The sequence below is a fragment of the Wolbachia endosymbiont (group B) of Protocalliphora azurea genome, from assembly GCF_947251865.1.
Taxonomy (GTDB): Bacteria; Pseudomonadota; Alphaproteobacteria; order Rickettsiales; family Anaplasmataceae; genus Wolbachia.
The window spans coordinates 969,786-994,446 of the sequence record NZ_OX366394.1; the positions used below are offsets into that span (position 1 = coordinate 969,786).

A 24,661-nucleotide genomic window follows, 5' to 3' on the forward strand; every position below is an offset into this window, starting at 1 on the left:
GTGGTAGAAAGTCTTTGGATTCTCTTCTTTTATTGTCCCAAATTTGGGAGAAAAACCCTGGACTTGAAGTCCATCCTTTTAAGAATATAATTTTAAGGTGAAAAATCTGAAAGAATGTGGAATATTATAGAAAAAGCAGTCACTCTGTATATATATCACATAGTGTGGATAACAAAATATCGATATCCAGTACTAGTTGGAGATATTGGAAAGAAAGCTAAAGAAGTTGTACAAGAAGTATGTGCAAATAATCAAGTAGAAATTATCAGAGGTAGAGTTGCGTCAAGTCATGTACACGTATACGTTTCTGTACCCCCATACTTAAGTATTAGTAAGTTAGTGCAGTTAATAAAAGGAAAAAGTTCCAGAAAAATCCAGCAAAACTTTCCAGAGCTAAAAAAGAGATACTGGGTTGTGGGCAGTAGGCTACTTTGTCAGGACTAGCGGAAATGTAACTGACGAAATGATAAAAAATTATATTGAAAATCACTCTAAAAAAGAAGATAAATTTGGTGACTTTCAAGTCGAAAGTTAGCATTCTATGCTCTCTCTCAATCTTTGGATTTTAATCCATAGTGGTTGAATTTCTGGTGCAGAATACTTTTGTTGATATATTCCAGGAAGTACTACTCCTAAAGATAATTCTCCCAGCGGGGAAAGTATAACTACTTGCTCATCAATATCTGGCGGAGACCAATCGGGAATGTTCAAAAAAGTGTGTCAAACCGAAAAAAAAGTAATAAATTGATATAAAAAATGGAGGTTTGATATGAGTCAAGCAAATAGAACTACTGGTTTGGTAGATTATAAAGAATTAGAAACAAATATCCTGTCATCTATACGAGAAGGAAGACCATTGACAGGAAGAGATGGAGCATTAACACCGTTTATAAAAAGGCTGCTAGAGGCAAGTCTGGAAGGTGAAATAGAAAGCCACATGTCAGCTAAAAGTGAAGAAAATAACCGAAGAAATGGAAGGAATGCAAAAACTTTACGTACAAGTTCAGGCTCATTTGAACTATTAACACCAAGAGACAGAGAAGGAAGCTTTGAACCGCAAATAGTCAAAAAAAGGCAAACAAGCCTACATCCAGAACTTGAAGCAAAGGTCTTAAGTACATACGCCAGTGGCATGGGATACAGAGACATAGCTTCACACGTTGAGGAAATATATGACCATAAAATATCAGCAGCAGAGATATCCAATATTACTGATAAACTGCTACCAATAATCAATGAATGGCGCAGCCGTCCATTGCAATCAGTGTATCCAATAGTGTTCATGGATGGCATGTTTTTTAAGGTCAAGGAGGACGGACATTGCGTAAGTAAATGCATGTATAATATATTGGGTATAAATCAAAATGGCAGAAAAGAAGTATTAGGTTTTTATCTGGCTGAAAGTGAGGGAGCTAACTTCTGGTTGGGAGTTTTAAATGACCTCAAAGAAAGAGGAGTAGAAGATATTCTGATTGCATGTGTAGATGGGCTAAAAAGCTTTCCTGCAGCCATCAACAGTGTATTTCCCAGTGCAGAAGTGCAGCTATGTATAGTACACCAAATAAGAAATTCTCTGAAATATGTATCCAGTAAAGATGTAAAAGTTTTCATGAATGATCTGAAAAAAATATATCGTGCTTCAAGTAAAGAAATTGCTGAGAATTATCTGCTTGAGCTGGAAGAAAAATGGGGAGAAAAGTATCCTTTAGTTATAAAATCCTGGCAGAACAATTGGGAAAACTTATCCAGTTATTTTAAGTATTCTGGGCCAGTTAGGAAGCTGATTTACACCACTAATCCAATTGAGGGGTTGCATAGACAAATCAGGAAATTTACTAAAACTAAGGGTTCATTTACTAGTACAAATGCCTTGTACAAACAGGTATATTGTGCTATAAAAAAGGTAGAGCAAAGGTGGATTATGGCTCTCCCTAATTGGGCTTTAACTATGTCTCAACTTGATATTTTCTTTCCAGATAGATTGAAAATTGAGTTGAACTAAAAATGCGGCTTGACACACTTTTTTGAACGTTCCCGACCAATCTCTATCTTTTCCTGCTTTACTTGTTATCCATGGCAGATAATCTGTTACAATATCTCCTATTTTCACTCTTACTTTTGCTTTTTCACAATCTACTTCTTTTACAACTCCTATACGAATGATATTAGCTACTTTTCTCTGTAACTCTGCAATGGCAAAATTATTTTCTAACATGCATTTCTCCCACTGCTATTTTATGTGGTTTGATTTTCCCCTCTTCCCATACTGATTTACCTAAATGAAGCTGATGACTCCAATCAACCATCCACACCAAATATGCATCTAATTCGGGTCTAAATCCATCAGGCTCTGCAGAAAGAAATTCAGCCGGAGATACATTCTTTTCCCAGGTATTCTTGTTCACTACTCTTGCAACCTCAGCAGCGAATGTTCTGACAATAATAGGGGCATTTTCTATTGTGCTATCAATCACTATTCGTGCTTCAAATCTTGCTTTCAGCGCTAATTCCTCTGTTCCAGGATCTTTTCCCGATTCTAAACTCACAAACTCTACAAATAACGCTGGCGCTAATAATTCTTTTCTTATCGATGGATAAATTTCACAAGTTTGAATTGCTGATATTTCTCTCTTCAGCGTGGTACAAATTTTATCATGTAAATCTTTCAAATTCATCCTTTATAGCTCAATTCACGTTCAAAAAATTTTGTAAACACTTTCTCAACCTCATAATTAACAAGATTCCCTATGATCCTTGATGCTTCAGGTTCCAATGGCAATTTAACTTCCTTTATTGGCAATGCTGCTCTTCCTTCACGTTTAAACATACCGCTATTTCCTTTTGGCATAACTGCTGCAAATCCTCCTATAAACTCATGCTTTCCTACTTTCGATCCTCTTCTTGTTTTTTGTATTTTGCCAATTGTCGATGCTCTAATGTCATAGAGATTTGCTCTAATTAACACTTCTAATCTGTTAGTTTTTGCCTTAAAAATCCTTAATCTCTTTCTTATCAAACTTAATTTTATTCTCTTTTCCTCACTGATTTCCTTAGCTGCTTGCGCTTTTAACCATAGTGCCGTTTTGTTTAATGCCTTTACCGTTGCTAATTCTACTTTTCTTCTTTTAGCATTTACACTTTCTATTACCTCAACTTCTATATGAATAGACATTTTACACCCCAGACGCTTCGATTCGCCAGACCATTCCAGACTTGTCTCTAAGTGGCGGTGAGTGTACTTTATATCTTCGATCACCTATAACAAAAACATCTCCTACTATTGGCTTTAACACATCAAACGCACTTACTTCTAACGCTAAAGTTTCTTCCACAAATTGTCCTTCACCAATCTCGTATAATTTATCTGGCTGTTGCTTTAATACTTGTACCATGTATGAGTTATCCTTTGATTTATACAAAGCCACTTCTCCTAAATGGGCAAAACAATCTTCTAATAATCGCTTAATATTCTCTTGCATATTTCTTTTTGATATACTAACCTTTACATGCTAAGAAAGCGCATACCGGTAGAGTCGTTCTGTGCCTCACCAACTTGTAATTACTCTACCAGTATGTTATGCTATAGCGACTTTTACTAATACGCCAGGTCTGTGGCACATTGGCAGAGGATTTGACTGCGTATGTAAATCAGTCCCTCTATCAAACCTCCTTGGCTCTTGTTTTGCATAGAGTGGCTGTCCAAGAGTGTTTACTGTCTCATTAAAGTCTGCTGGTGCAAAATATGTTGTAAATGTGCTCGCTGTTCCTAGTGGAAAACAATGACCTGTATCTTTTTCTATAAATCTTCTCACGGTTCCTTCAGGATCAGTTGCTTGTCCTCTATATTCCTCAAATGTTATTCCACAGAACGTAAACCCTGACCTCATATCATTCCTTAGTGCTGCTCCTTCTTGCCATCTTTCATATGCTTCTTTCACTTTAGTATGAGAAGTGAGTGCATCAAAAAACTCAGGGCTTACCAAGGCATGAATTCCTGTCATATATTCACCACTTAGGTTATCTTCTATGTGCCGGAGTACTTCCAGACACTTACGCTTTACATCAGTTGTTGCTGTTCCAAGGGCAAAATTTACTACTTTTGGTGTGATTTCAAATTCATTGTACAGATTTAATAATTCTGACCCGTCAGCATCAAGAATGATTCCCTTTAGCGCTCCCATTCGTAAATGCTCTAATGTTATTGCATGTTTGTTTCTCATCAATTGCAAATGATCGGTTATTACATCTGCCAGCGCTTTAAGTTCACTCTCTGATCCAAATGCCCTTATTCCCTGTACTTCCTCTGGTAACACTACATCATCATGTGGAATATGTGGAATCGTAAATGTTCTTACCTTTCTTTTTCCTCTTTTTCCTACTGTTGCTGGCGCTCCGGGTAACTGAGTTGGTAGTAAACTTAATACTCCATTTTGCTCTTCTATGGTAATATGTCTAAATCTTACTGACCTACTTGGAAACAAATTTAAATTTTCAATTCGTCCATAATTTATCGGCAATATATTTATCGCATTTGTTAGTGCCGTCATGCTAAATGCTGTATTTGTAAATGGATTTTGCATTTTTTATTTCCCCCCTTTTGTGTTTTTAATAGTTTTTTTAAGCTCCCTTGCGGATGATGATCCCTCGTGCTTCAAGTTGCTTTATTGCTGCAGCTTTCTGCTCTTCAGTGATACCTGTTGGCCATACAATTGCATGATCTGCTAGTATTGCACCACGAGTAATAATTACTGCTTTGGCATTTTCTGTCGCATTTACATCACTTACTATTGCACCTATCGCTGTTTGTGTACCATCTGTGGCAGTTGGATTTATTATCTTAACCATGCTATCTTTATCGAGAGCCACTACTGTACCAAGCTTTAGGTTCTGCCCTTTTGCTACTGTTATTTGATCTCTTGAATACAGGCTTGATGCCTCATATTTTAATAGGTCACCTAGATTATTTTGTTCAGTTATACAATTCATAAAATTTCCTCATTTATTTTCTCCTTTAGTTCTACCGCCATGTTTGTAGTTATTGTACGCGGCGGTTATAAAGAAACTTAAATACTTGATTGCGCTCGAGTTTTAGCTACTTGTATAATCAAATCTTCTGATGAATTTTGTGGTAAAGCGCTGAAAATCTCAGCTTTTGCTGTTCGCTCTGCAAGTAACTCCATTAAAACTTCCCTTGCTTGCTCAACACTTACGCTTTGCTCAATAAATTCTCCTATCTTTTCTGGCATCTTTGATATATTACATAATCTTATTATCTCTAAAATTTCTCTACGACAGTTCTCGTAGCCTTCCTCAATAGTTGTCATACTAACACTCCTACTTTTATGATTGTTGATAAATTCAAAAAATGTTGTAACTCCATCTGCAAGACCTATTTCTACTGCTTTCTCGCCAAAATGTAGCCCTGCTTCCGTTGATTTGATTGCTTCTATAGAAAGGTTTCGATTACGTGCTATTAGCTCAACCAGCATTCCATACAAACGATTCACTTCGCTTTTCAGGTTTTCTAAACTTTCAGACGTTATTGGCTCATGCGGATTTAAATCATTTTTTCTACTTCCTGCAAATACTGTGGTATATTTTATTCCTTGCTTTTCATCAAACCCACTTTGATCTATATGACTTGCTATTACTCCTATACTTCCTACCCCTGAAGTTCTGCTCACAAATACCTTTTCAGCGCTAGAGGCTATAGCGTACGCAGCAGAATATGCATCATCATTTGCTATTGCAATAACTCTCTTTTTTGCTCTTGATTCATAAATAAAATCAGCCAAGTCGAAAATACCGTTTACTTCTCCTCCGGGGCTATCTATGTCCAAAAGTATTGTTTCAACTTCTTCATCCATTAAAGCTTTTTCTATCTCTTCTCGAATCTTCTCATATGAAGTCATCCCTAAAATATGATCAAAAGCTTCTGTTTTTTTAGTCAAAACTCCATAAATACGTATTATTGCTATTCCTTTTGGGTTTATATGAAAATGCTTTAAGTTCTTAAATATAGGCTGTTTTCCATTATATAGCGACAACAAGTCAAAGCTTTTTTGCTCTATCATCATCGGCTTGCACATCCAGTTGGTTTGTAAAATTTTCATAATGTAAATGAGATTTATTTTGTTTGTGTTCTGACATCAGAATCAAAGAGAAGGTTGAAAGAATCAGCACGCTTTTGATCTTCGGCAATCTCTTGATCAATTTCTTCTACATCGTAACCCATTTCTGATACTACTTCCGATCGACTCTTAAATCCATTCCTTACTGCCATTTGCTGTGCTTGCTGGTCTTTTAAAGGATCCACCCAATCAAATCCCTGTGGTATCCATTTTACTTCTTCTTTCGCTGCTTTTACTACTTTTTCATCTGTACTCAGTTCTCCAGAAAGTACTGCTAACTCTAGCCATCTACTCCATACTGGTCTGCAAAATTGAAATACCATAATGTTGTGTTGCAGCATAGCGCATCTACGACGAAACTCTATCATCCCTGCTCGAATGGATGAATAATTAACACCTGTTAAATCTCCTGTTAGCTGTTCATATGTTATCCCTGTACCAATCGCTATTGCCCTCAGTTGCTGTCTCATAAATGCTTCATAACTTCCCCCAACATCAGACGGCTCTGAAAATTTTATGTCTTCTCCTGGGTCTAAAAGCTGCATTGTTCCAGGTTCCAGTCCAGATAGTGCTACTCCTTGCTCATTACTTTCACCTTCTCCTAAAATATTTGCTTCTGGATCAAGTCTTGTAATAAACCCAGCAAACATCGCCGCTGTCTTTTTTCTCACTAATTCTGCATCATCGTATTGATCAAGCTCATAAAGCTTTAGCAGTATATTAGAAAGCCATGGTTCTCCTCTAATTTGCCCAGGTCTTAGTGGTCTATAGATATGTAAAACATCGTTTGCTGGTACTCTCACTGATTCTCCAAATGAGCCTTCTCCTGGATGTTCTCTAAATAAGTAATATGCTTCTCTTTGCCCAAGCTTGTTAAACTCAATCCCGTTTCTTATTACATTACCATTTGCTAAAGTTTGATTGCTCTTATTGTCTAAATGTTCAGACTCAAGTACTTGCAGTTGTAGTGGTACAGAAAATCTATCTTCCAGCTTTCTCGTTCTTAACCTTACAAAACATTCTCCTCCCTCTATCATACTTCTGCACACTAAAGCTTGTAATCCATAAAAATCACTTATTCCACAGCTATCTGCTTCATCTGTCCATTTTAGCCATAATTCTTGCACTTTCTTTCGAAATTCTCCATCTCTTGCTTTTGATTGTGGTTTTATTCCTGTTCCAATAGAGTTACTTACTATTGTATCAATGATATTTGCTGCATATGGATTTTTTCTCACCATATCACGTGATCGACTACGTAAGTGCTCAAGGCTTTGAGACAGCAAATTGTTTATGCTTCCTGTTTCTCCTTGCCAATACATTATCCTTCTTCCTGATCCTGCAGCGTCCCATGCAGAACTTTTTGGTTTTGGTTTATTGAATAGTTGCTTGAATGATTTGAGTAGCATTACTTTTCTTTATCTGAAACTTTGGATAACTCAGCCTCTAGCTCTTCTACTGTTGGTAAAGCTGCCTTTATATTCTTTGGTAGATTTTCAGTAATTTTATATTCTGCCAACCCTATCGGTTTATTTATGTCTTTCAGTGTATACTTAGCTAGTACGTTATCCTTTGACTTGCATAAAATTAATCCTATAGATGGTTGATCTGTTTCGTGCTTTAGTAAATCATCAACGGCTGAAAGATAAAAATTCATTTTACCTGCATACTCTGGCTTGAAATCTTTGTCTTTTAGCTCGATTACTACAAAGCAACGTAACTTTAAATGGTAAAACAATAAATCAATATAAAAGTCTTTATTTCCAACATCTAAGTGAAATTGCCTACCAACAAATGCAAATCCTTCCCCTAGCTCTAGCAGAAATTTTTCCACATGGCCTACAAGACCTTTTTCTACTTCTCTTTCGTGAGCATCGTCTCCTATACTCAAAAAATCAAAAATATATGGATCTTTTAATGTATAATGTGCTAAATCTGACTGCGGAGAAGGTAATTTATCTTTGAAGTTAGTAACAGCTTTTCCTTGACGTTTGTGCAATTCACGTTCGATTTGCATCACCATTATACTACGTGACCAACCGTGCTCTATAGCCTTTTGAAAATAGAATAGTCTTTCTTTTCGATCTTTTACTTTATCTAAAATAACTACAATATGAAACCAAGGCAATTGTGCAGCAACCTGCTGCGTAAATTCAGTATCTTGATATTCTGCAGCAAATTGGCGCATATACGTAAGATTCCTAGCACTAAACCCCTTCATTTCTGGAAATGCGCTTCTTAAATCCTTACTTAGCTGATCTATGATTTTAGCACCCCAACCATGTTCTTTTTGGCGCCTTAAGATCTCTGTACCAATATAGTGATAAAGCACAATGAGTTTGCTATTTACTGCTAATGCTGCTTTATAACGACTAGTAGCAATCTGCTCTTTTAGCTGCTCTAAAAATTCTGTGTATTCTTTTGCTATAACTTTTGTCATAAAATTCCTTTCAACGATTTTTATTATTATATGATCCCTTTACTCGTTGAAAAAATAATCTTTCTCTTCGGTTTCATTCCAACAATCTTTAGCTCAGCTTTAATACGTTGTCTTAAGTTTAGTAAATCATTTATCTGAACTTCAGCATATCTCACTACATGGTCACCATATGCAATTGATACTACTCGCTCTCCGTTTTGCAGCTTCTTTATCGCTTCTTCGACTTGAACTAAATACTCTTCGTTATACATTTTCCAGCCACTTACTCTGTCTTACTTTCTTAGGTTTTTTACTTCCTATTTTTCCACTCAAACTATTCCATTTACTCTCTGGCCAACGATCAATTCCAAGCGCAATAGATGCTGCTCTCGCATAAATTCGGCAATCTAGTACTTCATTTCTTTCTCTTACTTTTTGCCACTCTTGTTTGGTGTATCCTTTTACTACCTTGCTGACTAATTGCTCTGCCGTTAGTTGCTTAAAATATTCAGGTGCATACTCAGGAAAATGACAATATCCTGCTGGCACTTTTTCTTTTTCCCCGTTTTTTAAAACATTAAGTAATTGAAAAAGCTCTGACTTTAATATCGATACTCCTACTGGCCAGAGCTTTATTCCTCTCTTTAGCTTTTGACCACCAACTGTTATATCTACTCTACTTGGGCTACTAAGCGGCACTAGTGCTTTATTTACACCTTTCACTGCCATACTTCTCACCCAGTTGTAAACTTCCTGCGTTGCATACCCTGCATCAACTGCCATCATGCTTATCATATATTCAAGATCATTTTCACCGATAAAATGATGATTGATACCAAATTCCATTACTAATCGAACAAATAAGAAACATTACAAACTCGTTTAATAGTAGTGCTGGAAATACTGACAATAAAATTACACAGAACATCTGCAAGTAAGCCTATGGTATCGTAGACTCTGTTACGTAAAGTATTGTATTTGATATATTGCCACAACCTCTCAACAGGATTCAGTTCCGGTGAATAAGGAGGCAAGTATATAATGGTAATGTTTTCCTGAAATTTCAAACTTTTTGATCTATGCCAACTTGCACAATCCATTACAAGAAAGGCTTTTTTCGTGCCTAAATCTTTCGACATCTGCTCCAGAAATATATTCATACAATCAGTGTTTACATATGGAGCAAGTAGGCTGATTTTCTTACCACTTCTTGGATTTACCGCACTGTAGATATAGAAATTTTGTCTACCAATTTTCATTTTAACCTGCGTTCTGACCCCTTTTTTAAACCATCCGTGTCCGATTTTTGAATGAGTTCCAAATCGTGATTCATCAAAAAAACACCTCTTTTTCAGGGTGGGAATTGACTATTTTATTGAAGTATTTTTTAAACTCTTCTTGCTTGTTTTTATCTTGTTTATGGTGCATTGGCCTCGGTGTTATATAAGAAAATTTCATCCTTTGTATCTCACGGTGCACTGTTGATTTGCTAATGTTTAGGCCAAATTCCTCTGAGATTTTTATCTGCACTTCCTTAATAGTAATATTTGGATTTCTTTCTACCCATATTTCAATTTGCTCACGTTGATTTTTCTTTAATTTGCTTTTTCTTCGCCGCTGAGACGGGGCAAATAATCTTTCTACTCTACCAAATTTTAGATGCTTTATCCATTCAGTCAAAGCAGTCCTTGAAATTTTACATATTCTTGCCACAGCGCTTATACTACTTTCTTTTCCTGCTATCACCGCTTGTAACTTTTTTGAAACATATGCGTTATTTCTGACCTTTTTTAACATTTCTTTCGCCAAATTTACAACTTTTTCGTCTAATAGTTTTGACCTTAATGCCATTTATACCTCTCTATTTTATCTACTTTATTATCACTTCTTTCCCATTATTGTCTATCTGTTCTTTGCATAGTGGGAATTGGTATGAGTAACTCTGAAAGCTTTCCCCATACTTCTCCTCCTCCTGTATCTCCTTCAAATACTCGGTAGTCTATTGACCAACTTTCGCGGCTTTTTCCCCATGCTACAACTTCTACTTCTAAACGATCTTTTTGGACATCAACACCTGCTGTGAGAACCACTTCACCTTTTGGTACTGTGCCTACGGGAAAAAATTCTCTTCTGTTGAATAATTGCTTCCAGTCTGGTACTTCTCCCTTATCTACCCAGGTTTCTCCAAGCGTTGTGTTGATCCAAACTTTCAGTAATTGTTCACTTTCCTTTGCATGCAGAAAATCCTCTACTGCTTGTTGCCAACTATACCACCCAACTGGACTATAAAGACTTGAAAGATGAAATCCTTTTTTCTCCCCTTCTTTTGCCTCTGTAGCTCTCCATTCTCCACGTTCTAGCATCTCTGTCTTTTGATGATTTTCTATTTTGCCGCTACATTCAGTGCAGACATAATGTGCTGTTCTTGAGTCGTTGTTTTCCCATTTTATTTGTGACCATTTTAGAACTTGATAGTAATTACAATACGGACAGGGAACAAAAAAATATCTCTTATCTGTTGCTTCAAATTCTTTCTCAATTCTGCTTATTCCATAAATCGTTGGCGTTGATACTAAAAAAATCTTTCGTCGTGCAAATGTATTAGTACGGGCTATGCTGAGTAAAACTGGATCTCCTTCACCTCCCGAATCTCCTGGATAGGCATCTATCTCATCAAGAAAGAGGTATTTTACTGGCATAGATCGGAGGCCTACACTGCTGTTTGCTCCAGTTATTACTACTATTCCACCTGGAAATTCCTTACTTTGTACAGTATTGCCTGAATCTCTTGATCTTGGGTCTTTTACTTTACTCTTTAAACATGGCGTACTCTCTATTAACGGCGCAAATCTTCCCTTTGACCAACGTTTTCCCATTTCAACTGTTGGCTGTACTACCAGCATTGGACCTGGTGTCTGATCTATGATATAGCCTATCCAATTGTTACCAGCTTCTGTTCCTCCAATCTGCGCTCCTTTCATGAATACTATTTTTTCAGTTGGTGAAGAAGGAGATAGTGAATCCATGATTTCTTTAAGGTATGGCGTTCTCTCTGTTCTCCATTTTCCTGGCTCTGATGCTGCAGTTGGTGCTAGAACTCGATACTCATTCGCCCACTCTGATACTTTAAGCTCTGGATCTGGTTTTAAACCTTCAGAAAATGATGTGGCGTATATCATATTGCTAGCTCTTCACCATCATTAGATGATACTTCAACATCACTTAAATTAGGACTACTTGTTTTCTCACTTTCGAGTTCAATAAACATTTTCTTTTCAAGCGCTTCTTCTATATACTTCTGAATTAAATTACTCATTACTATTGCAGCTATGAGTGCAACTATTCCCACCATTACTGCAGCTATAATGTTAGGGTAAATTCCCACTATCGCTATTGCACATACTGTTATAGAAAAACAGATGATATTGATATATTTCTTTATTTTTTTGTCTGCTATTTTCCTTTCTTCAAAATATTTATTGCTCAATAAATGAAACGTTGGAAAGTTGTCATTTTTTCCAATTCAACCACTATGGATTAAAATCCAAAGATTGAGAGAGAGCATAGAATGCTAACTTTCGACTTGAAAGTCACCAAATTTATCTTCTTTTTTAGAGTGATTTTCAATATAATTTTTTATCATTTCGTCAGTTACATTTCCGCTAGTCCTGACAAAGTAGCCTACTGCCCACAACCCAATATCTCTTTTTTAGCTCTGGAAAGTTTTGCTGGATTTTTCTGGAACTTTTTCCTTTTATTAACTGCACTAACTTACTAATACTTAAGTATGGGGGTACAGAAACGTATACGTGTACATGACTTGACGCAACTCTACCTCTGATAATTTCTACTTGATTATTTGCACATACTTCTTGTACAACTTCTTTAGCTTTCTTTCCAATATCTCCAACTAGTACTGGATATCGATATTTTGTTATCCACACTATGTGATATATATACAGAGTGACTGCTTTTTCTATAATATTCCACATTCTTTCAGATTTTTCACCTTAAAATTATATTCTTAAAAGGATGGACTTCAAGTCCAGGGTTTTTCTCCCAAATTTGGGACAATAAAACTATATTTTCTTTGCTTAATAACTTTATCAGTTTTACGTTATTTGTTGTTATTGCGTACTGAAAAACATCTGTAGCATCTGCTCTTTTCTTTAGCAGTAATTTTACTATATTAAAATGTCTATTTATTGCTGCAAGATATATCGCTGATTCTCCTTTATTGTTTAAAATATCTACTTCAACTCCCTCTTCTAAAATCTCTTCTAGGAACTCCTCATATCCTTTTTTTGCAGCTAAATGAAGTAAACTGTTTTTATCTTCTCCATATTTACTACTCATTAAAATTTCCACTATATCTTGTTTATTCCTTTCTCTTGCATAACAAAATGGTGTTTTGCCTTTATCATCTCTAATCAAAGGATCTATATCTTCTCGCGTTAGTAAAACCTCTATTGTTTTAAGTCTTTCAGCATAATGTAATGGTGTTTTATTTTCATAATCTTGTAAGTTATAGCACTTCTCATAATAGTCCAAAAAAGGTAAGATATGGATTTATAGTAGTGATGGTAAGCATGCCAGCAGCATATAGTTATGACTTAAGGAAAAAGGTAATGGAAGCATTGGATGAAGGAGAGAGTGGAGAAACTGTTGCCAAGAGATTTAAGATTGGAAAAACAACTTTATATGAGTGGAAGAAAAGACGTGAGAAAACGGGAGATTTTCAATCAAAAAAGCTTGGAAGCGTGGCATAAAATTACCGACTGGAATGCATTTGCCGAATTTGCAAATGAGCAAGGTGGCAAAACTCAGTCAGAGATGCTGGGGCAATATTAGTAGACAAACAATTCATCGAGCACTTAAAAATATAGGATTCACAAGAAAAAAAAGACCTACGGATATAAAGAAAGAAATGAAGAAAAGCGAGCTCAATTTTCAAAGGTTATAGCAACAAAAGAACCTAAAGAATTAGTGTATATAGATGAGTCTGGCATTGATAACACTGAACCTATGGGTATTGCCAGAAAGGACAGCGGTTTTATGCCCTAAAATCTGGAAAGAAAACTCAACGAATTAGCATGGTTGCAGCCTTAAGTGGAAGAAAAATAATTGCTCCGTTAACCTTTAAAGGCCACTGCAATATGGATATCTTTAATAAATGGTTTGAGCAGTTTCTGACACCGATTTTGGAACCTGGACAAACTGTTATCCTTGATAATGCTACTTTTCATAAGTCTAATAAGATTTGCTAAAGGAGTTGGTGCAGAAATTTTATATCTTCCTCCATATTCTCCAGATTTCAACAAAATTGAGCATTATTGGTTTGCTATAAAAAACAGAGCCAGGAAAAACATTCCTCTATTCGAATCCTTTCGTCGTGCTGTTGATTCTGCCTTCCTATGACCTGTTCGGACTATATATGAGAAATGCTATAGATTTGGAAAATTTACTATGAACCCAGATAGAGGCAATATAAGATTAAGACATAAAGAAGAGCTACCTGACCTACCGCTCTATGTAGTTCAAGTTATTGAGAAAAATCCTCCTCCTGAATCAACACCACTAGAGTGGATGCTTTTAACGAATCTTTCAGTTAATACTTTTGATGAAGCTATTGAAAAAGTTATACCAAATTCCATTACTAATCGAACAAATAAGAAACATTACAAACTCGTTTAATAGTAGTGCTGGAAATACTGACAATAAAATTACACAGAACATCTGCAAGTAAGCCTATGGTATCGTAGACTCTGTTACGTAAAGTATTGTATTTGATATATTGCCACAACCTCTCAACAGGATTCAGTTCCGGTGAATAAGGAGGCAAGTATATAATGGTAATGTTTTCCTGAAATTTCAAACTTTTTGATCTATGCCAACTTGCACAATCCATTACAAGAAAGGCTTTTTTCGTGCCTAAATCTTTCGACATCTGCTCCAGAAATATATTCATACAATCAGTGTTTACATATGGAGCAAGTAGGCTGATTTTCTTACCACTTCTTGGATTTACCGCACTGTAGATATAGAAATTTTGTCTACCAATTTTCATTTTAACCTGCGTTCTGACCCCTTTTTTAAACCATCCGTGTCCGATTTTTGAATGAGTTCCAAATCGTGATTCATCAAAAAAACACCTCTTTTTCAGGGTGGGAATTGACTATTTTATTGAAGTATTTTTTAAACTCTTCTTGCTTGTTTTTATCTTGTTTATGGTGCATTGGCCTCGGTGTTATATAAGAAAATTTCATCCTTTGTATCTCACGGTGCACTGTTGATTTGCTAATGTTTAGGCCAAATTCCTCTGAGATTTTTATCTGCACTTCCTTAATAGTAATATTTGGATTTCTTTCTACCCATATTTCAATTTGCTCACGTTGATTTTTCTTTAATTTGCTTTTTCTTCGCCGCTGAGACGGGGCAAATAATCTTTCTACTCTACCAAATTTTAGATGCTTTATCCATTCAGTCAAAGCAGTCCTTGAAATTTTACATATTCTTGCCACAGCGCTTATACTACTTTCTTTTCCTGCTATCACCGCTTGTAACTTTTTTGAAACATATGCGTTATTTCTGACCTTTTTTAACATTTCTTTCGCCAAATTTACAACTTTTTCGTCTAATAGTTTTGACCTTAATGCCATTTATACCTCTCTATTTTATCTACTTTATTATCACTTCTTTCCCATTATTGTCTATCTGTTCTTTGCATAGTGGGAATTGGTATTAATTGGTATTGTCTTAGGTGGAAAATAGAAGTCTTACATAAAATTTTAAAATCTGGCCTTAAAGTTGAAGAATGTAGACTGGTAACAGCAGAAAGATTAATGCGATATCTAACAGTCATGAGTATTATTGCTTGGAGAATTTTCTTCATTACAACAATTGCAAGAACTGATTCAACACTACCATGTACTACATTATTAGCTGAAGAAGAATGGAAAGTTTTATACGTCAAAATACATAAAGTAAAGTCATACCCAAATATAACCCCTACTATAAAAGAAGCTGTTTCATGGATCGCCCAACTTGGAGGTCATTTAGCCAGGAAAAATGATCCAGAACCAGGTCCCATTACTCTTTGGAAAGGGTGGAGACGTCTTTTTGATTTAGCAGAAGGATGGAGACTTGCTACTGAACTTTATATTTGTGGGTAATAGTAAGCCCTATACCCCATGCCACTAGCGTATGTGCTTAAAACCTTTGCTTCAAGTTCCGGATGTAAGCTTGTTTGCCTTTTTTTCACTATTTGTGGTTCAAAACTTCCTTCTCTGTCTTTTGGTGTCAATAGTTCAAATGAACCTGCGCTTGTCTTCAAAGTCTTGCCATTCCTCCCGTTTCTACGATTGTTTTCTTCACTTCCAGCAGATAAATGATGTTCTATTTCACCCTCTAGACTAGCTTCAAGCAGCCTTTTTATAAATGGCGTTAATGCTCCCTCCTTTCCTGTCAACGGTCTTCCTTCTCGTATAGACGACAGGATATTTGTTTCCAACTCTTTATAATCTACCAATCCGTTAGTTCTGTTTACTATTTTCTGACTCATTTTCAAACCTCCATTTTTTTATATCAATTTATTACTTTTTTTCGATTTGACACACTTTTTTGAACATTACCTTGAAAATATTGGGTGTAAAATTTTGTTCTTACCTCCATACTCGCCAGATTTAAATCCTCACTTTTACCCACAATTTTGAGAGGTCATGATGTGAAGCATAACTATGCTCTCCTTAAGATTTTCATAGCCCCGCCATAGAGTCATAGCCCCTGGTAAATTATCACTTTTTCTATTCATAAATCCACCTAATTTTCCTAACCAAATAATAGCTTGTTTTATGTTTGGAGGTTCTTCTGGCAATATAGCTACTTTATGCTCACGTATGAAAAGGGCCTTCCACTCTTCATTGCTTAAAATTTTAGTACAGGTTTCCATGGGATTTGATAAAGCGACTTTTGTTAAATATAAAATTTTAAATGCAATAATGCTCTTTATAGCAATTAATTTCTGTAGCCTTTCCTTTGTAGTTAAACGAGAGCTTTCTATTTTACATCCTGATTTTAAAACCGTGAAATACTCCTCAATTTTCCATCTTAGCTTATACCAATTTATCCTTTCTATAGCATCTAAAGTGCTATTAACTGGTACATTAGTCAGCAAAGTCCAATCAATAGCTTCCAATCCTTCAGGAGGATTTGTTTCTTTTGCACTTACCACATATACAGGTATTTTATCACTTATTTTATGCACTGTGTCTTTTTATCCATAAATTGAAGAAGATCTGATAGGTATATAGCCTTTCATATACTTAACTTCAATATTAGTTTTCCTTGATCTTTGGTTTCTACCTTTATTAACTTCTAGAGAAATTTTCTTCTTTACTGGCAGTTGAGTGATGCGTGTTTGCAAATCTGTTTTTCCAATTTCAGTACAGATAAATCTTCTATTAGTTCGATTACGGATTACATAAAAACTACCTAATGTCTCAGTGATCCATAAAAATTTGAAGATATCTGCCTCTCTATCACCAAGGGTAACAAGTTATACATTTGCAGGAAGGTTGTTTATGCTTTCTTTGAGAGCTGTTATCCACTTATAACTTTCTTTTTCTTCTATGGAGGTACGGTATTTCCTGTTTGCTTTTTCTTGTGCCGTTTCTTTTTCCCTAATAGAACGTGCCCAACATTGTTGAGAGATAGACCTAAAGGTAATCCGTCTTTGCTGACTATTAAGACACTGTGCAACAGTAAACCCATTTTATGCTTCGTATAAGCTTTAGAAATACTACCTAGCCTCTTGGTTTTTATATGAGAGTCAAAATCCAAATAACTTGTATCTTGAACTGACAAAACAAACTGATTTCCTTTCATTCTCTCCATAGTTTCTTTGTAATGGGAAGAATAAATTTCCTTATCCTTAAGCTTTTCATTGCTAAATAATCTGTATGCACCCTTAGCTTCTTTCCATCCACTACAGCTTTGATTAATTGATCCAGACACCTTACCCTCTATACAATAGCCTGTTTTAATAAGTCTCTTATGAAGTCTTGTATCTCCTAAATTAACGTGTTTTAACTCTCTTTCCAGCCATTTATCCCCTAAGCCATCAGTATATTGCACATTTGTACTTACTTCACTCATTTTAATCCCAAATTTATTTGGTATCCATTTTACTCACTTTTTTATTTGTGGGTAAAAGTGAGATTTGAATCCGATTGAGAAGTTCTGATCAAGCACGCCATAAGAAAGTCTCTACAAACCTTTTGGCCCAATATTAATTCGGCTATTGATTTTGTCTTTCAGAGTGCTCGAGCAGATCTGACTTCGGTTAGCTATAGCAGCTATAATGTGCTTGCAACAACTAATTCACTACGGCAACTGCACCGTGACAGTGTTTGTATTTTTTTCCAGAGTTACAAGGGCACTTGTCATTTCTTGAAACTTTTGGAAGTCTGCTATTTTTAGTAGAGCGTGACCTATTGCCTATTTCTTGATTGTCTAGCAACTTAAAGTGCGCTAGGCGGTGAATGGTAAGCTCCCTCCACTTTTCAAGCATCGACTCAAACATTAAGAAAGCTTCGCGTTTAAATTCATTCAGTGGGTCTTTTTGCCCCATGGCACGCAAATTTATGCTTTGTCTTAGGCTCTCTAAGACCGAAAGGTGCTCCCTCCATAAATGATCAAGTGTCATGATCATCACTTGTTTCACTATCGTATTCCACAAATCTGTAGTTTGTTGACTATTGAAATATTTTTCTTTCTCAGTAAAAAATTCTTGTATTTTGTCATTTATATAATCCAAGGCTTCTTGTTTATTCAAAAACTCTGCTAGATTAAGCGTTATCCCGTATCTTATGTGGAATTCTTTTGCAATATCTTCAACATAATCTTCGTAATAACCACTTTGTACTATACCTTCTATTATATCCTCATTTACTTCACTATATACTTCAACTAAATCATTGATTTCATTGTTTAAAATATGATTTCTCTGCTTAAAAATAACCTTACGTTGATTGTTAATTACATCATCAAACTTTAGCAAAGACTTCCGCACATCATAATTTCTAACTTCAACTTTCTTCTGTGCTTTCTCAAGTGCTTTATTAATCCATGGGTGATGAATAGCTTCATTGTTCTTTAGTCCCACTTTTTGTAAAAAATTCCTCATTCTATCAGAGCCAAATATTCTCATTAAATCATCTTCAAGTGATAGAAAGAACTTAGAAAGTCCAGGGTCACCCTGACGACCAGAACGGCCACGCAGTTGATCATCTATTCTCCTGCTTTCATGCCTTTCGGTTCCGATAACACATAAGCCACCAGCTTTTATAGCAATTTCCTTATCTTTTTTTACTCTTTCGACTATTTCTTGATATTTTTTTTCTCTTTCATCAGCATTTTTTATTTTCTCGAGCTCTATTTTTGCAATCATTTCAACATTTCCACCAAGCTGAATATCAGTTCCACGTCCTGCCATGTTTGTTGCTATAGTAATGCTGCCTGGTATTCCAGCTTGCGCTATTATGTACGCTTCTTGTTCATGATAACGAGCATTTAGTACTGAATGCTTAAGAGAATAGCTTTGCAAAAGCGCAGAAAGTTTTTCAGAGTTTTCAATACTTAACGTACCAACAAGGATTGGTTGTAGGCGTTTGTGGCATTCTTCTATGAACTTCAATACAGCACTAAATTTTTCTTTTTCTGTGCCATAAATTTCATCGTCAACATCTATTCTTTTAACAGACACATTAGTTGGAATTTTTACTACATTTAATCTATATATATCATGAAACTCCTCTGCCTCTGTTACTGCTGTTCCTGTCATACCAGAAAGTTTGTTGTACATACGAAAGTAGTTCTGAAATGTGACTGATGCTAAAGTTTGACTTTCATGCTGAATTTCAAGATTCTCCTTTGCCTCCAATGCCTGGTGAAGACCATCAGAATATCTCCTACCTTCCATCATGCGCCCAGTAAACTCATCAATAATTACCACCTTACCGTTTTTCACTATATAATCTTTATCAGCAGTAAACAGCTTATGTGCACGAAGTGCTTGATCTATATAATGAGTCAGTATAATATTGCTAGTATCATAGAGCGAGGAATTTTCAGGAATGATGTTATACGATTTTAGTAATTCCTCCACTCGTGAAATGCCATTTTCAGTGAGGAACACTGCTCTACTCTTTTCATCGACTTCATAGTCAGAATCAACTAATTTGATTACTATTTTATTGATATGCTTATATATCTGATTATTTTCCTCAAGTGGGCCAGAAATAATGAGCGGAGTACGCGCTTCATCAATCAGTATAGAGTCTACTTCGTCTACTATCGCGTAATTGAAGCCTCTCTGAACCATATCTTCTTGAGAAAATTTCATATTATCTCGTAGATAATCAAAGGCAAGTTCATTATTTGTTGAGTATACGATATCTGCGCTATAAGCCTTTTTTCTCTCGTCGTCTGTCAAATTATTTGTAATAAATGCAACAGAAACTCCAAGAGAATTATATAATTTACTCATCCACTCTGTATCTCGTTTTGCAAGATAGTCGTTAACAGTTACGATGTGCACACCTTTTCCTTCTAAAGAATTTAGATATGCAGCTAAAGTTGCGACGAGTGTCTTTCCTTCTCCTGTTTTCATTTCTGATATCATGCCATTATGGAGAACCATGCCACCAATTAGCTGAACGTCGAAATGCCTCATGTTAAGGAATCTTCGTGATGCTTCTCGTACAACCGCAAATGCAGGTACGAGAAGGTCATTTAGTGTTTTTCCATTTTTCAGTTCTTGTTTTAATTCCGCAGTTTTACTAGCAAGATCCTCATCAGATAAGCTCTGCATTTCTTGCTCTAGCGCATTAATCTGCTGAGCAATTTTTCTGAAGGATTTTATTATCTTCTTGTTCGTTGATCCAAATATCCTTTTTATAAAAAAAAGTGACAACGTAAAGATGAAGAATATAAGAATAGTTGTTAAAACTAACGTAGAGTCTGGCATAAACTTAGGTAAAGTTTTATTTAATATGAGATTATATTACTAAACGTAACCTGCGGCAATTAGATTCAGAAAATCTTTATTTACAAACTAAGGAAAAGATTCTTGCAGATGAAATGTAAAAGAGTCTATTTATTTTATTAAATATTATAATTAATAATTAAACTTTCTTGATAAATTATTAAAATAGTCTTAAGCTACATGTATAAAACGGTTAGTGGAGTTACAATGTTAAGCAATATTATAAAAGTAAAATTAGAGAAAAATAGTTGTCCTTTTGAAGAATTAGAAGAATTTTTTGCTTCATTAAAATTTGGTACAAAAGGGTTTAAAGATTCTTCATTCAACCACTATGGATTAAAATCCAAAGATTGAGAGAGAGCATAGAATGCTAACTTTCGACTTGAAAGTCACCAAATTTATCTTCTTTTTTAGAGTGATTTTCAATATAATTTTTTATCATTTCGTCAGTTACATTTCCGCTAGTCCTGACAAAGTAGCCTACTGCCCACAACCCAGTATCTCTTTTTTAGCTCTGGAAAGTTTTGCTGGATTTTTCTGGAACTTTTTCCTTTTATTAACTGCACTAACTTACTAATACTTAAGTATGGGGGTACAGAAACGTATACGTGTACATGACTTGACGCAACTCTACCTCTGATAATTTCTACTTGATTATTTGCACATACTTCTTGTACAACTTCTTTAGCTTTCTTTCCAATATCTCCAACTAGTACTGGATATCGATATTTTGTTATCCACACTATGTGATATATATACAGAGTGACTGCTTTTTCTATAATATTCCACATTCTTTCAGATTTTTCACCTTAAAATTATATTCTTAAAAGGATGGACTTCAAGTCCAGGGTTTTTCTCCCAAATTTGGGACAATAAAATTAGTTTGCCAAGGATGGGGTGTGCCGTAGAGACACAAAGAAAGATCAGAAATGAGCAAACTAATACCAAATTCCATTACTAATCGAACAAATAAGAAACATTACAAACTCGTTTAATAGTAGTGCTGGAAATACTGACAATAAAATTACACAGAACATCTGCAAGTAAGCCTATGGTATCGTAGACTCTGTTACGTAAAGTATTGTATTTGATATATTGCCACAACCTCTCAACAGGATTCAGTTCCGGTGAATAAGGAGGCAAGTATATAATGGTAATGTTTTCCTGAAATTTCAAACTTTTTGATCTATGCCAACTTGCACAATCCATTACAAGAAAGGCTTTTTTCGTGCCTAAATCTTTCGACATCTGCTCCAGAAATATATTCATACAATCAGTGTTTACATATGGAGCAAGTAGGCTGATTTTCTTACCACTTCTTGGATTTACCGCACTGTAGATATAGAAATTTTGTCTACCAATTTTCATTTTAACCTGCGTTCTGACCCCTTTTTTAAACCATCCGTGTCCGATTTTTGAATGAGTTCCAAATCGTGATTCATCAAAAAAACACCTCTTTTTCAGGGTGGGAATTGACTATTTTATTGAAGTATTTTTTAAACTCTTCTTGCTTGTTTTTATCTTGTTTATGGTGCATTGGCCTCGGTGTTATATAAGAAAATTTCATCCTTTGTATCTCACGGTGCACTGTTGATTTGCTAATGTTTAGGCCAAATTCCTCTGAGATTTTTATCTGCACTTCCTTAATAGTAATATTTGGATTTCTTTCTACCCATATTTCAATTTGCTCACGTTGATTTTTCTTTAATTTGCTTTTTCTTCGCCGCTGAGACGGGGCAAATAATCTTTCTACTCTACCAAATTTTAGATGCTTTATCCATTCAGTCAAAGCAGTCCTTGAAATTTTACATATTCTTGCCACAGCGCTTATACTACTTTCTTTTCCTGCTATCACCGCTTGTAACTTTTTTGAAACATATGCGTTATTTCTGACCTTTTTTAACATTTCTTTCGCCAAATTTACAACTTTTTCGTCTAATAGTTTTGACCTTAATGCCATTTATACCTCTCTATTTTATCTACTTTATTATCACTTCTTTCCCATTATTGTCTATCTGTTCTTTGCATAGTGGGAATTGGTATAAGTGCTTAAGCTGCACAATAGATGAGGGAAAGGTCCCTCACAGTCGGCTTGCAAGAGCAGGCTTTAAACAACCATAAGCTGCTTTGATAAAGAGTCAAGGTAGTGAGAGTTATGGATAAAGGCACAAATACGTGTCATGTACGAAATAGAGAGGCGAATGAAAATGAACCACTGATGAAGTGTCGAAAGGGCTGAAACGACGTCAAAACCAGGAGCTCCCATCTCTCCTGGGATAGATCTACAAAGAACTTGCTTACTGGGTAGGTGGCGTGAAACTATGTAATAGTTTAGACTTAATCTGACAGGCATAAATTAACTGACAGAAGAATCGACGAAGTCAAAACCGATATCAGAATCTGTTTTAATGTTATCAATATTTTTTTGGTAAGCAATATGCATACTATCAAAAAAGGTCTGCATAGGAGTCTTACCATAGCAATATTTACCGGAATGAGGTCTAGCTCTATTGTAAGAATGCAACCAATGATCGATATCTAACTGGAGTTCTTCCAAAGTACTATAAATCTTTTTCCTAAAAATAATATTATAACATTCATCTTGCATAGTTCTATGAAGCCTTTCACATATACCATTAGTCTGTGGAGAGTAAGCTTTGGTTCTAGAATGATCAATATTTTCTACTCCCAAATATAACTGGTACGCATGATTTCCTGGCTTGCCACAATACTCTGTACCACGATCGGGAATGTTCAAAAAAGTGTGTCAAGCCGCATTTTTAGTTCAACTCAATTTTCAATCTGTTGGGAAAGAAGATGTCAAGTTGAGACATAGTTAAAGCCCAATTAGGGAGAGCCATAATCCACTTTTGCTCCACTTTTTTTATAGCACAATATACCAACTTATACAAGGCATTTGTACTGGTAAATGAGCCCTTGGTTTTAATGAATTTCCTGATTCATCTATGCAACCCCTCAATTGGATTGGTGGTATAAATTAGCCTTCTAACAGGGCCAGAATACTTAAAATAACCAGACAAATTTTCCCAATTGTTTTGCCACGATTTTATGACCAAAGGATATTTTTCACCCCATTTTTCTTCCAGCTCAAGCAAATAATTTTCAGCGATTTCTTTACTTGAAGCACGATATATTTTTTTCAAATCATTCATGAAAATTTTCACATCTTTGCTGGATACATATTTCAATGAATTTCTTATCTGATGCACTATACATATTTGTACTTCTGCTTTGGGAAATACACTATTTATAGCCGCAGGAAAACTTTTTAGACCATCAACACATGCAATCAGAATATCCTCTACCCCTCTCTCTTTTAGGTCATTTAACACTCCTAACCAGAACTTCACTTTCGGCTAAATAAAAGCCTAGTACTTCTTTTCTGCCATTTTGATCTATGCCTAATATATTATACATGCATTTACTTACGCAATGCCCGTCCTCCTTGACTTTGAAAAACATGCCATCCATGAATACTATTGGATATACAGATTGCAGTGGACGACTGCGCCATTCATTGATTAACGGCAGTAATTTGTCGGTGATATTGGATATTTCTGCTGCAGATATTTTGTGGTCATAAATTTCCTCAACGTGTGACGCTATATCTCTATAGCTCATACCACTGGCAAATGTGCTCAAAATCTTCGTTTCAAGCTCTGGATGTAAGCTTGTTTGCCTTTTTTTCACTATTTGTGGTTCAAAACTTCCTTCTCTGTCTCTTGGTGTCAATAGTTCAAATGAACCTGCGCTTGTCTTCAAAGTCTTGCCATTCCTCCCGTTTCTACGATTGTTTTCTTCACTTCCAGCAGATAAATGATGTTCTATTTCACCCTCTAGACTAGCTTCAAGCAGCCTTTTTATAAATGGCGTTAATGCTCCCTCCTTTCCTGTCAACGGTCTTCCTTCTCGTATAGACGACAGGATATTTGTTTCCAACTCTTTATAATCTACCAATCCGTTAGTTCTGTTTACTATTTTCTGACTCATTTTCAAACCTCCATTTTTTTATATCAATTTATTACTTTTTTTCGATTTGACACACTT

At 35.5% G+C, this 24,661-nt stretch carries 18 protein-coding genes and 14 pseudogenes; 6 read left to right on the plus strand and 26 right to left on the minus strand.

Annotated features, from left to right (window positions below):
• Positions 1 to 116: 116 nt before the first annotated feature.
• Positions 117 to 535 (plus strand): annotated as a pseudogene (tnpA, locus tag OPR35_RS04565) (IS200/IS605 family transposase).
• Between the two features lie 50 nt (positions 536 to 585).
• On the opposite strand, the pseudogene OPR35_RS04570 reads toward tnpA (OPR35_RS04565), so the two are convergent.
• Positions 586 to 699: pseudogene (locus OPR35_RS04570) on the minus strand (phage baseplate assembly protein V); the annotation flags it as partial.
• A gap of 70 nt (positions 700 to 769) precedes the next feature.
• Between OPR35_RS04570 and OPR35_RS04575 the strand changes: the two are divergent.
• Complete coding sequence (locus OPR35_RS04575; RefSeq protein WP_265024688.1) at positions 770 to 2,002, plus strand: IS256 family transposase; 1,233 nt, start codon at positions 770 to 772, stop codon at positions 2,000 to 2,002.
• A 33-nt stretch (positions 2,003 to 2,035) separates the two neighbouring features.
• On the opposite strand, the pseudogene OPR35_RS04580 reads toward OPR35_RS04575, so the two are convergent.
• The 16 genes and pseudogenes from OPR35_RS04580 to OPR35_RS04655 all read right to left on the minus strand — a co-directional run.
• Positions 2,036 to 2,215, minus strand: a pseudogene (locus OPR35_RS04580) (phage baseplate assembly protein V); the annotation flags it as partial.
• Positions 2,202 to 2,675 (minus strand): hypothetical protein, encoded by a 474-nt coding sequence (locus OPR35_RS04585; RefSeq protein ID WP_265024737.1) that lies wholly within the window; start codon positions 2,673 to 2,675, stop codon positions 2,202 to 2,204. The gene OPR35_RS04585 and the pseudogene OPR35_RS04580, both read right to left, overlap by 14 nt.
• Positions 2,672 to 3,172 carry a phage tail protein gene (locus OPR35_RS04590; protein WP_265024738.1) on the minus strand — a complete coding sequence of 167 codons (501 nt, stop codon included), beginning with the start codon at positions 3,170 to 3,172 and terminating at the stop codon, positions 2,672 to 2,674. The genes OPR35_RS04585 and OPR35_RS04590 overlap by 4 nt, the downstream gene beginning before the upstream one ends.
• A gap of 1 nt (position 3,173) precedes the next feature.
• Positions 3,174 to 3,479 (minus strand): head-tail joining protein, encoded by a 306-nt coding sequence (locus OPR35_RS04595; RefSeq protein ID WP_265024739.1) that lies wholly within the window; start codon positions 3,477 to 3,479, stop codon positions 3,174 to 3,176.
• Positions 3,480 to 3,575: 96 nt separating this feature from the next.
• On the minus strand, positions 3,576 to 4,580 hold the full coding sequence (locus tag OPR35_RS04600; RefSeq protein ID WP_265024740.1) for a major capsid protein: 1,005 nt from the start codon (positions 4,578 to 4,580) through the stop codon (positions 3,576 to 3,578).
• 37 nt (positions 4,581 to 4,617) lie between these two features.
• Positions 4,618 to 4,986, minus strand: a complete 369-nt coding sequence (locus OPR35_RS04605) for a head decoration protein (RefSeq protein WP_265024741.1) — start codon at positions 4,984 to 4,986, stop codon at positions 4,618 to 4,620.
• A 77-nt stretch (positions 4,987 to 5,063) separates the two neighbouring features.
• A complete protein-coding gene (locus OPR35_RS04610; RefSeq protein WP_265024742.1) occupies positions 5,064 to 6,113 on the minus strand; it encodes a S49 family peptidase in 1,050 nt (349 codons plus the stop codon).
• 14 nt (positions 6,114 to 6,127) lie between these two features.
• The gene (locus OPR35_RS04615) at positions 6,128 to 7,540 is read right to left on the minus strand and encodes a phage portal protein (protein ID WP_265024743.1); all 1,413 of its coding nucleotides are present in this window, start codon (positions 7,538 to 7,540) and stop codon (positions 6,128 to 6,130) included.
• Positions 7,540 to 8,571 (minus strand): PDDEXK nuclease domain-containing protein, encoded by a 1,032-nt coding sequence (locus tag OPR35_RS04620; RefSeq protein ID WP_253309293.1) that lies wholly within the window; start codon positions 8,569 to 8,571, stop codon positions 7,540 to 7,542. The genes OPR35_RS04615 and OPR35_RS04620 overlap by 1 nt, the downstream gene beginning before the upstream one ends.
• A 26-nt stretch (positions 8,572 to 8,597) precedes the next feature.
• Entirely contained in the window at positions 8,598 to 8,822 is a 225-nt protein-coding gene (locus tag OPR35_RS04625; protein ID WP_265024744.1) for a gpW family protein, read from the minus strand.
• Positions 8,815 to 9,384, minus strand: a pseudogene (locus OPR35_RS04630) (terminase gpA endonuclease subunit); the annotation flags it as partial. The gene OPR35_RS04625 and the pseudogene OPR35_RS04630, both read right to left, overlap by 8 nt.
• A 14-nt stretch (positions 9,385 to 9,398) precedes the next feature.
• Positions 9,399 to 10,401, minus strand: a protein-coding gene (locus tag OPR35_RS04635) for an IS630 family transposase (protein ID WP_230608967.1) whose coding sequence is annotated in 2 segments (ribosomal slippage) — positions 9,399 to 9,890 and positions 9,892 to 10,401 — 1,002 coding nt in all. Because the reading frame shifts where the segments join, the coding sequence is not laid out codon by codon here.
• Positions 10,402 to 10,484: 83 nt separating this feature from the next.
• A pseudogene (locus OPR35_RS04640) lies at positions 10,485 to 11,729 on the minus strand (phage terminase large subunit family protein); the annotation flags it as partial.
• Entirely contained in the window at positions 11,726 to 12,037 is a 312-nt protein-coding gene (locus OPR35_RS04645) for a hypothetical protein (protein WP_230609094.1), read from the minus strand. The gene OPR35_RS04645 and the pseudogene OPR35_RS04640, both read right to left, overlap by 4 nt.
• 84 nt (positions 12,038 to 12,121) lie before the next feature.
• Positions 12,122 to 12,540: pseudogene (tnpA, locus tag OPR35_RS04650) on the minus strand (IS200/IS605 family transposase).
• An 81-nt stretch (positions 12,541 to 12,621) separates the two neighbouring features.
• A pseudogene (locus tag OPR35_RS04655) lies at positions 12,622 to 13,077 on the minus strand (ankyrin repeat domain-containing protein); the annotation flags it as partial.
• A gap of 62 nt (positions 13,078 to 13,139) precedes the next feature.
• Here OPR35_RS04655 and OPR35_RS04660 point away from each other — a divergent pair.
• Both OPR35_RS04660 and OPR35_RS04665 read left to right on the plus strand, forming a co-directional pair.
• Positions 13,140 to 13,968 (plus strand): annotated as a pseudogene (locus OPR35_RS04660) (IS630 family transposase).
• Positions 13,969 to 14,190, plus strand: a pseudogene (locus tag OPR35_RS04665) (IS4-like element ISWosp2 family transposase); the annotation flags it as partial.
• Between the two features lie 16 nt (positions 14,191 to 14,206).
• On the opposite strand, the gene OPR35_RS04670 reads toward OPR35_RS04665, so the two are convergent.
• A protein-coding gene (locus OPR35_RS04670; protein ID WP_230608967.1) for an IS630 family transposase occupies positions 14,207 to 15,209 on the minus strand; the annotation gives its coding sequence in 2 pieces (ribosomal slippage) (positions 14,207 to 14,698 and positions 14,700 to 15,209; 1,002 coding nt in all).
• 81 nt (positions 15,210 to 15,290) lie between these two features.
• On the opposite strand from OPR35_RS04670, the pseudogene OPR35_RS04675 reads away from it, so the two are divergent.
• Positions 15,291 to 15,722, plus strand: a pseudogene (locus OPR35_RS04675) (IS4 family transposase); the annotation flags it as partial.
• 8 nt (positions 15,723 to 15,730) lie between these two features.
• Here OPR35_RS04675 and OPR35_RS04680 read toward each other — a convergent pair.
• The 4 genes and pseudogenes from OPR35_RS04680 to secA all read right to left on the minus strand — a co-directional run.
• Positions 15,731 to 16,111: pseudogene (locus OPR35_RS04680) on the minus strand (transposase); the annotation flags it as partial.
• A gap of 135 nt (positions 16,112 to 16,246) precedes the next feature.
• Positions 16,247 to 16,813 carry an IS4 family transposase gene (locus OPR35_RS04685; RefSeq protein ID WP_230609092.1) on the minus strand — a complete coding sequence of 189 codons (567 nt, stop codon included), beginning with the start codon at positions 16,811 to 16,813 and terminating at the stop codon, positions 16,247 to 16,249.
• 362 nt (positions 16,814 to 17,175) lie between these two features.
• Positions 17,176 to 17,703 carry an IS4/Tn5 family transposase DNA-binding protein gene (locus OPR35_RS04690; protein ID WP_052264825.1) on the minus strand — a complete coding sequence of 176 codons (528 nt, stop codon included), beginning with the start codon at positions 17,701 to 17,703 and terminating at the stop codon, positions 17,176 to 17,178.
• Positions 17,704 to 17,923: 220 nt separating this feature from the next.
• Positions 17,924 to 20,575: a preprotein translocase subunit SecA gene (gene secA, locus OPR35_RS04695; RefSeq protein WP_265024745.1), complete on the minus strand. Its 2,652-nt coding sequence runs from the start codon at positions 20,573 to 20,575 to the stop codon at positions 17,924 to 17,926.
• 225 nt (positions 20,576 to 20,800) lie between these two features.
• Here secA and OPR35_RS04700 point away from each other — a divergent pair, with 225 nt between their 5' ends.
• Positions 20,801 to 20,947: a hypothetical protein gene (locus tag OPR35_RS04700; RefSeq protein ID WP_007302910.1), complete on the plus strand. Its 147-nt coding sequence runs from the start codon at positions 20,801 to 20,803 to the stop codon at positions 20,945 to 20,947.
• Between the two features lie 16 nt (positions 20,948 to 20,963).
• Here the strand turns inward: OPR35_RS04700 and tnpA (OPR35_RS04705) are convergent.
• From tnpA (OPR35_RS04705) to OPR35_RS04720, 4 genes and pseudogenes are all read right to left on the minus strand, one after another.
• Positions 20,964 to 21,382: pseudogene (gene tnpA / locus OPR35_RS04705) on the minus strand (IS200/IS605 family transposase).
• Positions 21,383 to 21,550: 168 nt separating this feature from the next.
• Positions 21,551 to 22,553, minus strand: a protein-coding gene (locus OPR35_RS04710; protein ID WP_230608967.1) for an IS630 family transposase whose coding sequence is annotated in 2 segments (ribosomal slippage) — positions 21,551 to 22,042 and positions 22,044 to 22,553 — 1,002 coding nt in all. Because the reading frame shifts where the segments join, the coding sequence is not laid out codon by codon here.
• Between the two features lie 396 nt (positions 22,554 to 22,949).
• A pseudogene (locus tag OPR35_RS04715) lies at positions 22,950 to 23,345 on the minus strand (integrase core domain-containing protein); the annotation flags it as partial.
• Between the two features lie 28 nt (positions 23,346 to 23,373).
• Positions 23,374 to 24,604: pseudogene (locus OPR35_RS04720) on the minus strand (IS256 family transposase).
• Between the last annotated feature and the right edge of the window lie 57 nt (positions 24,605 to 24,661).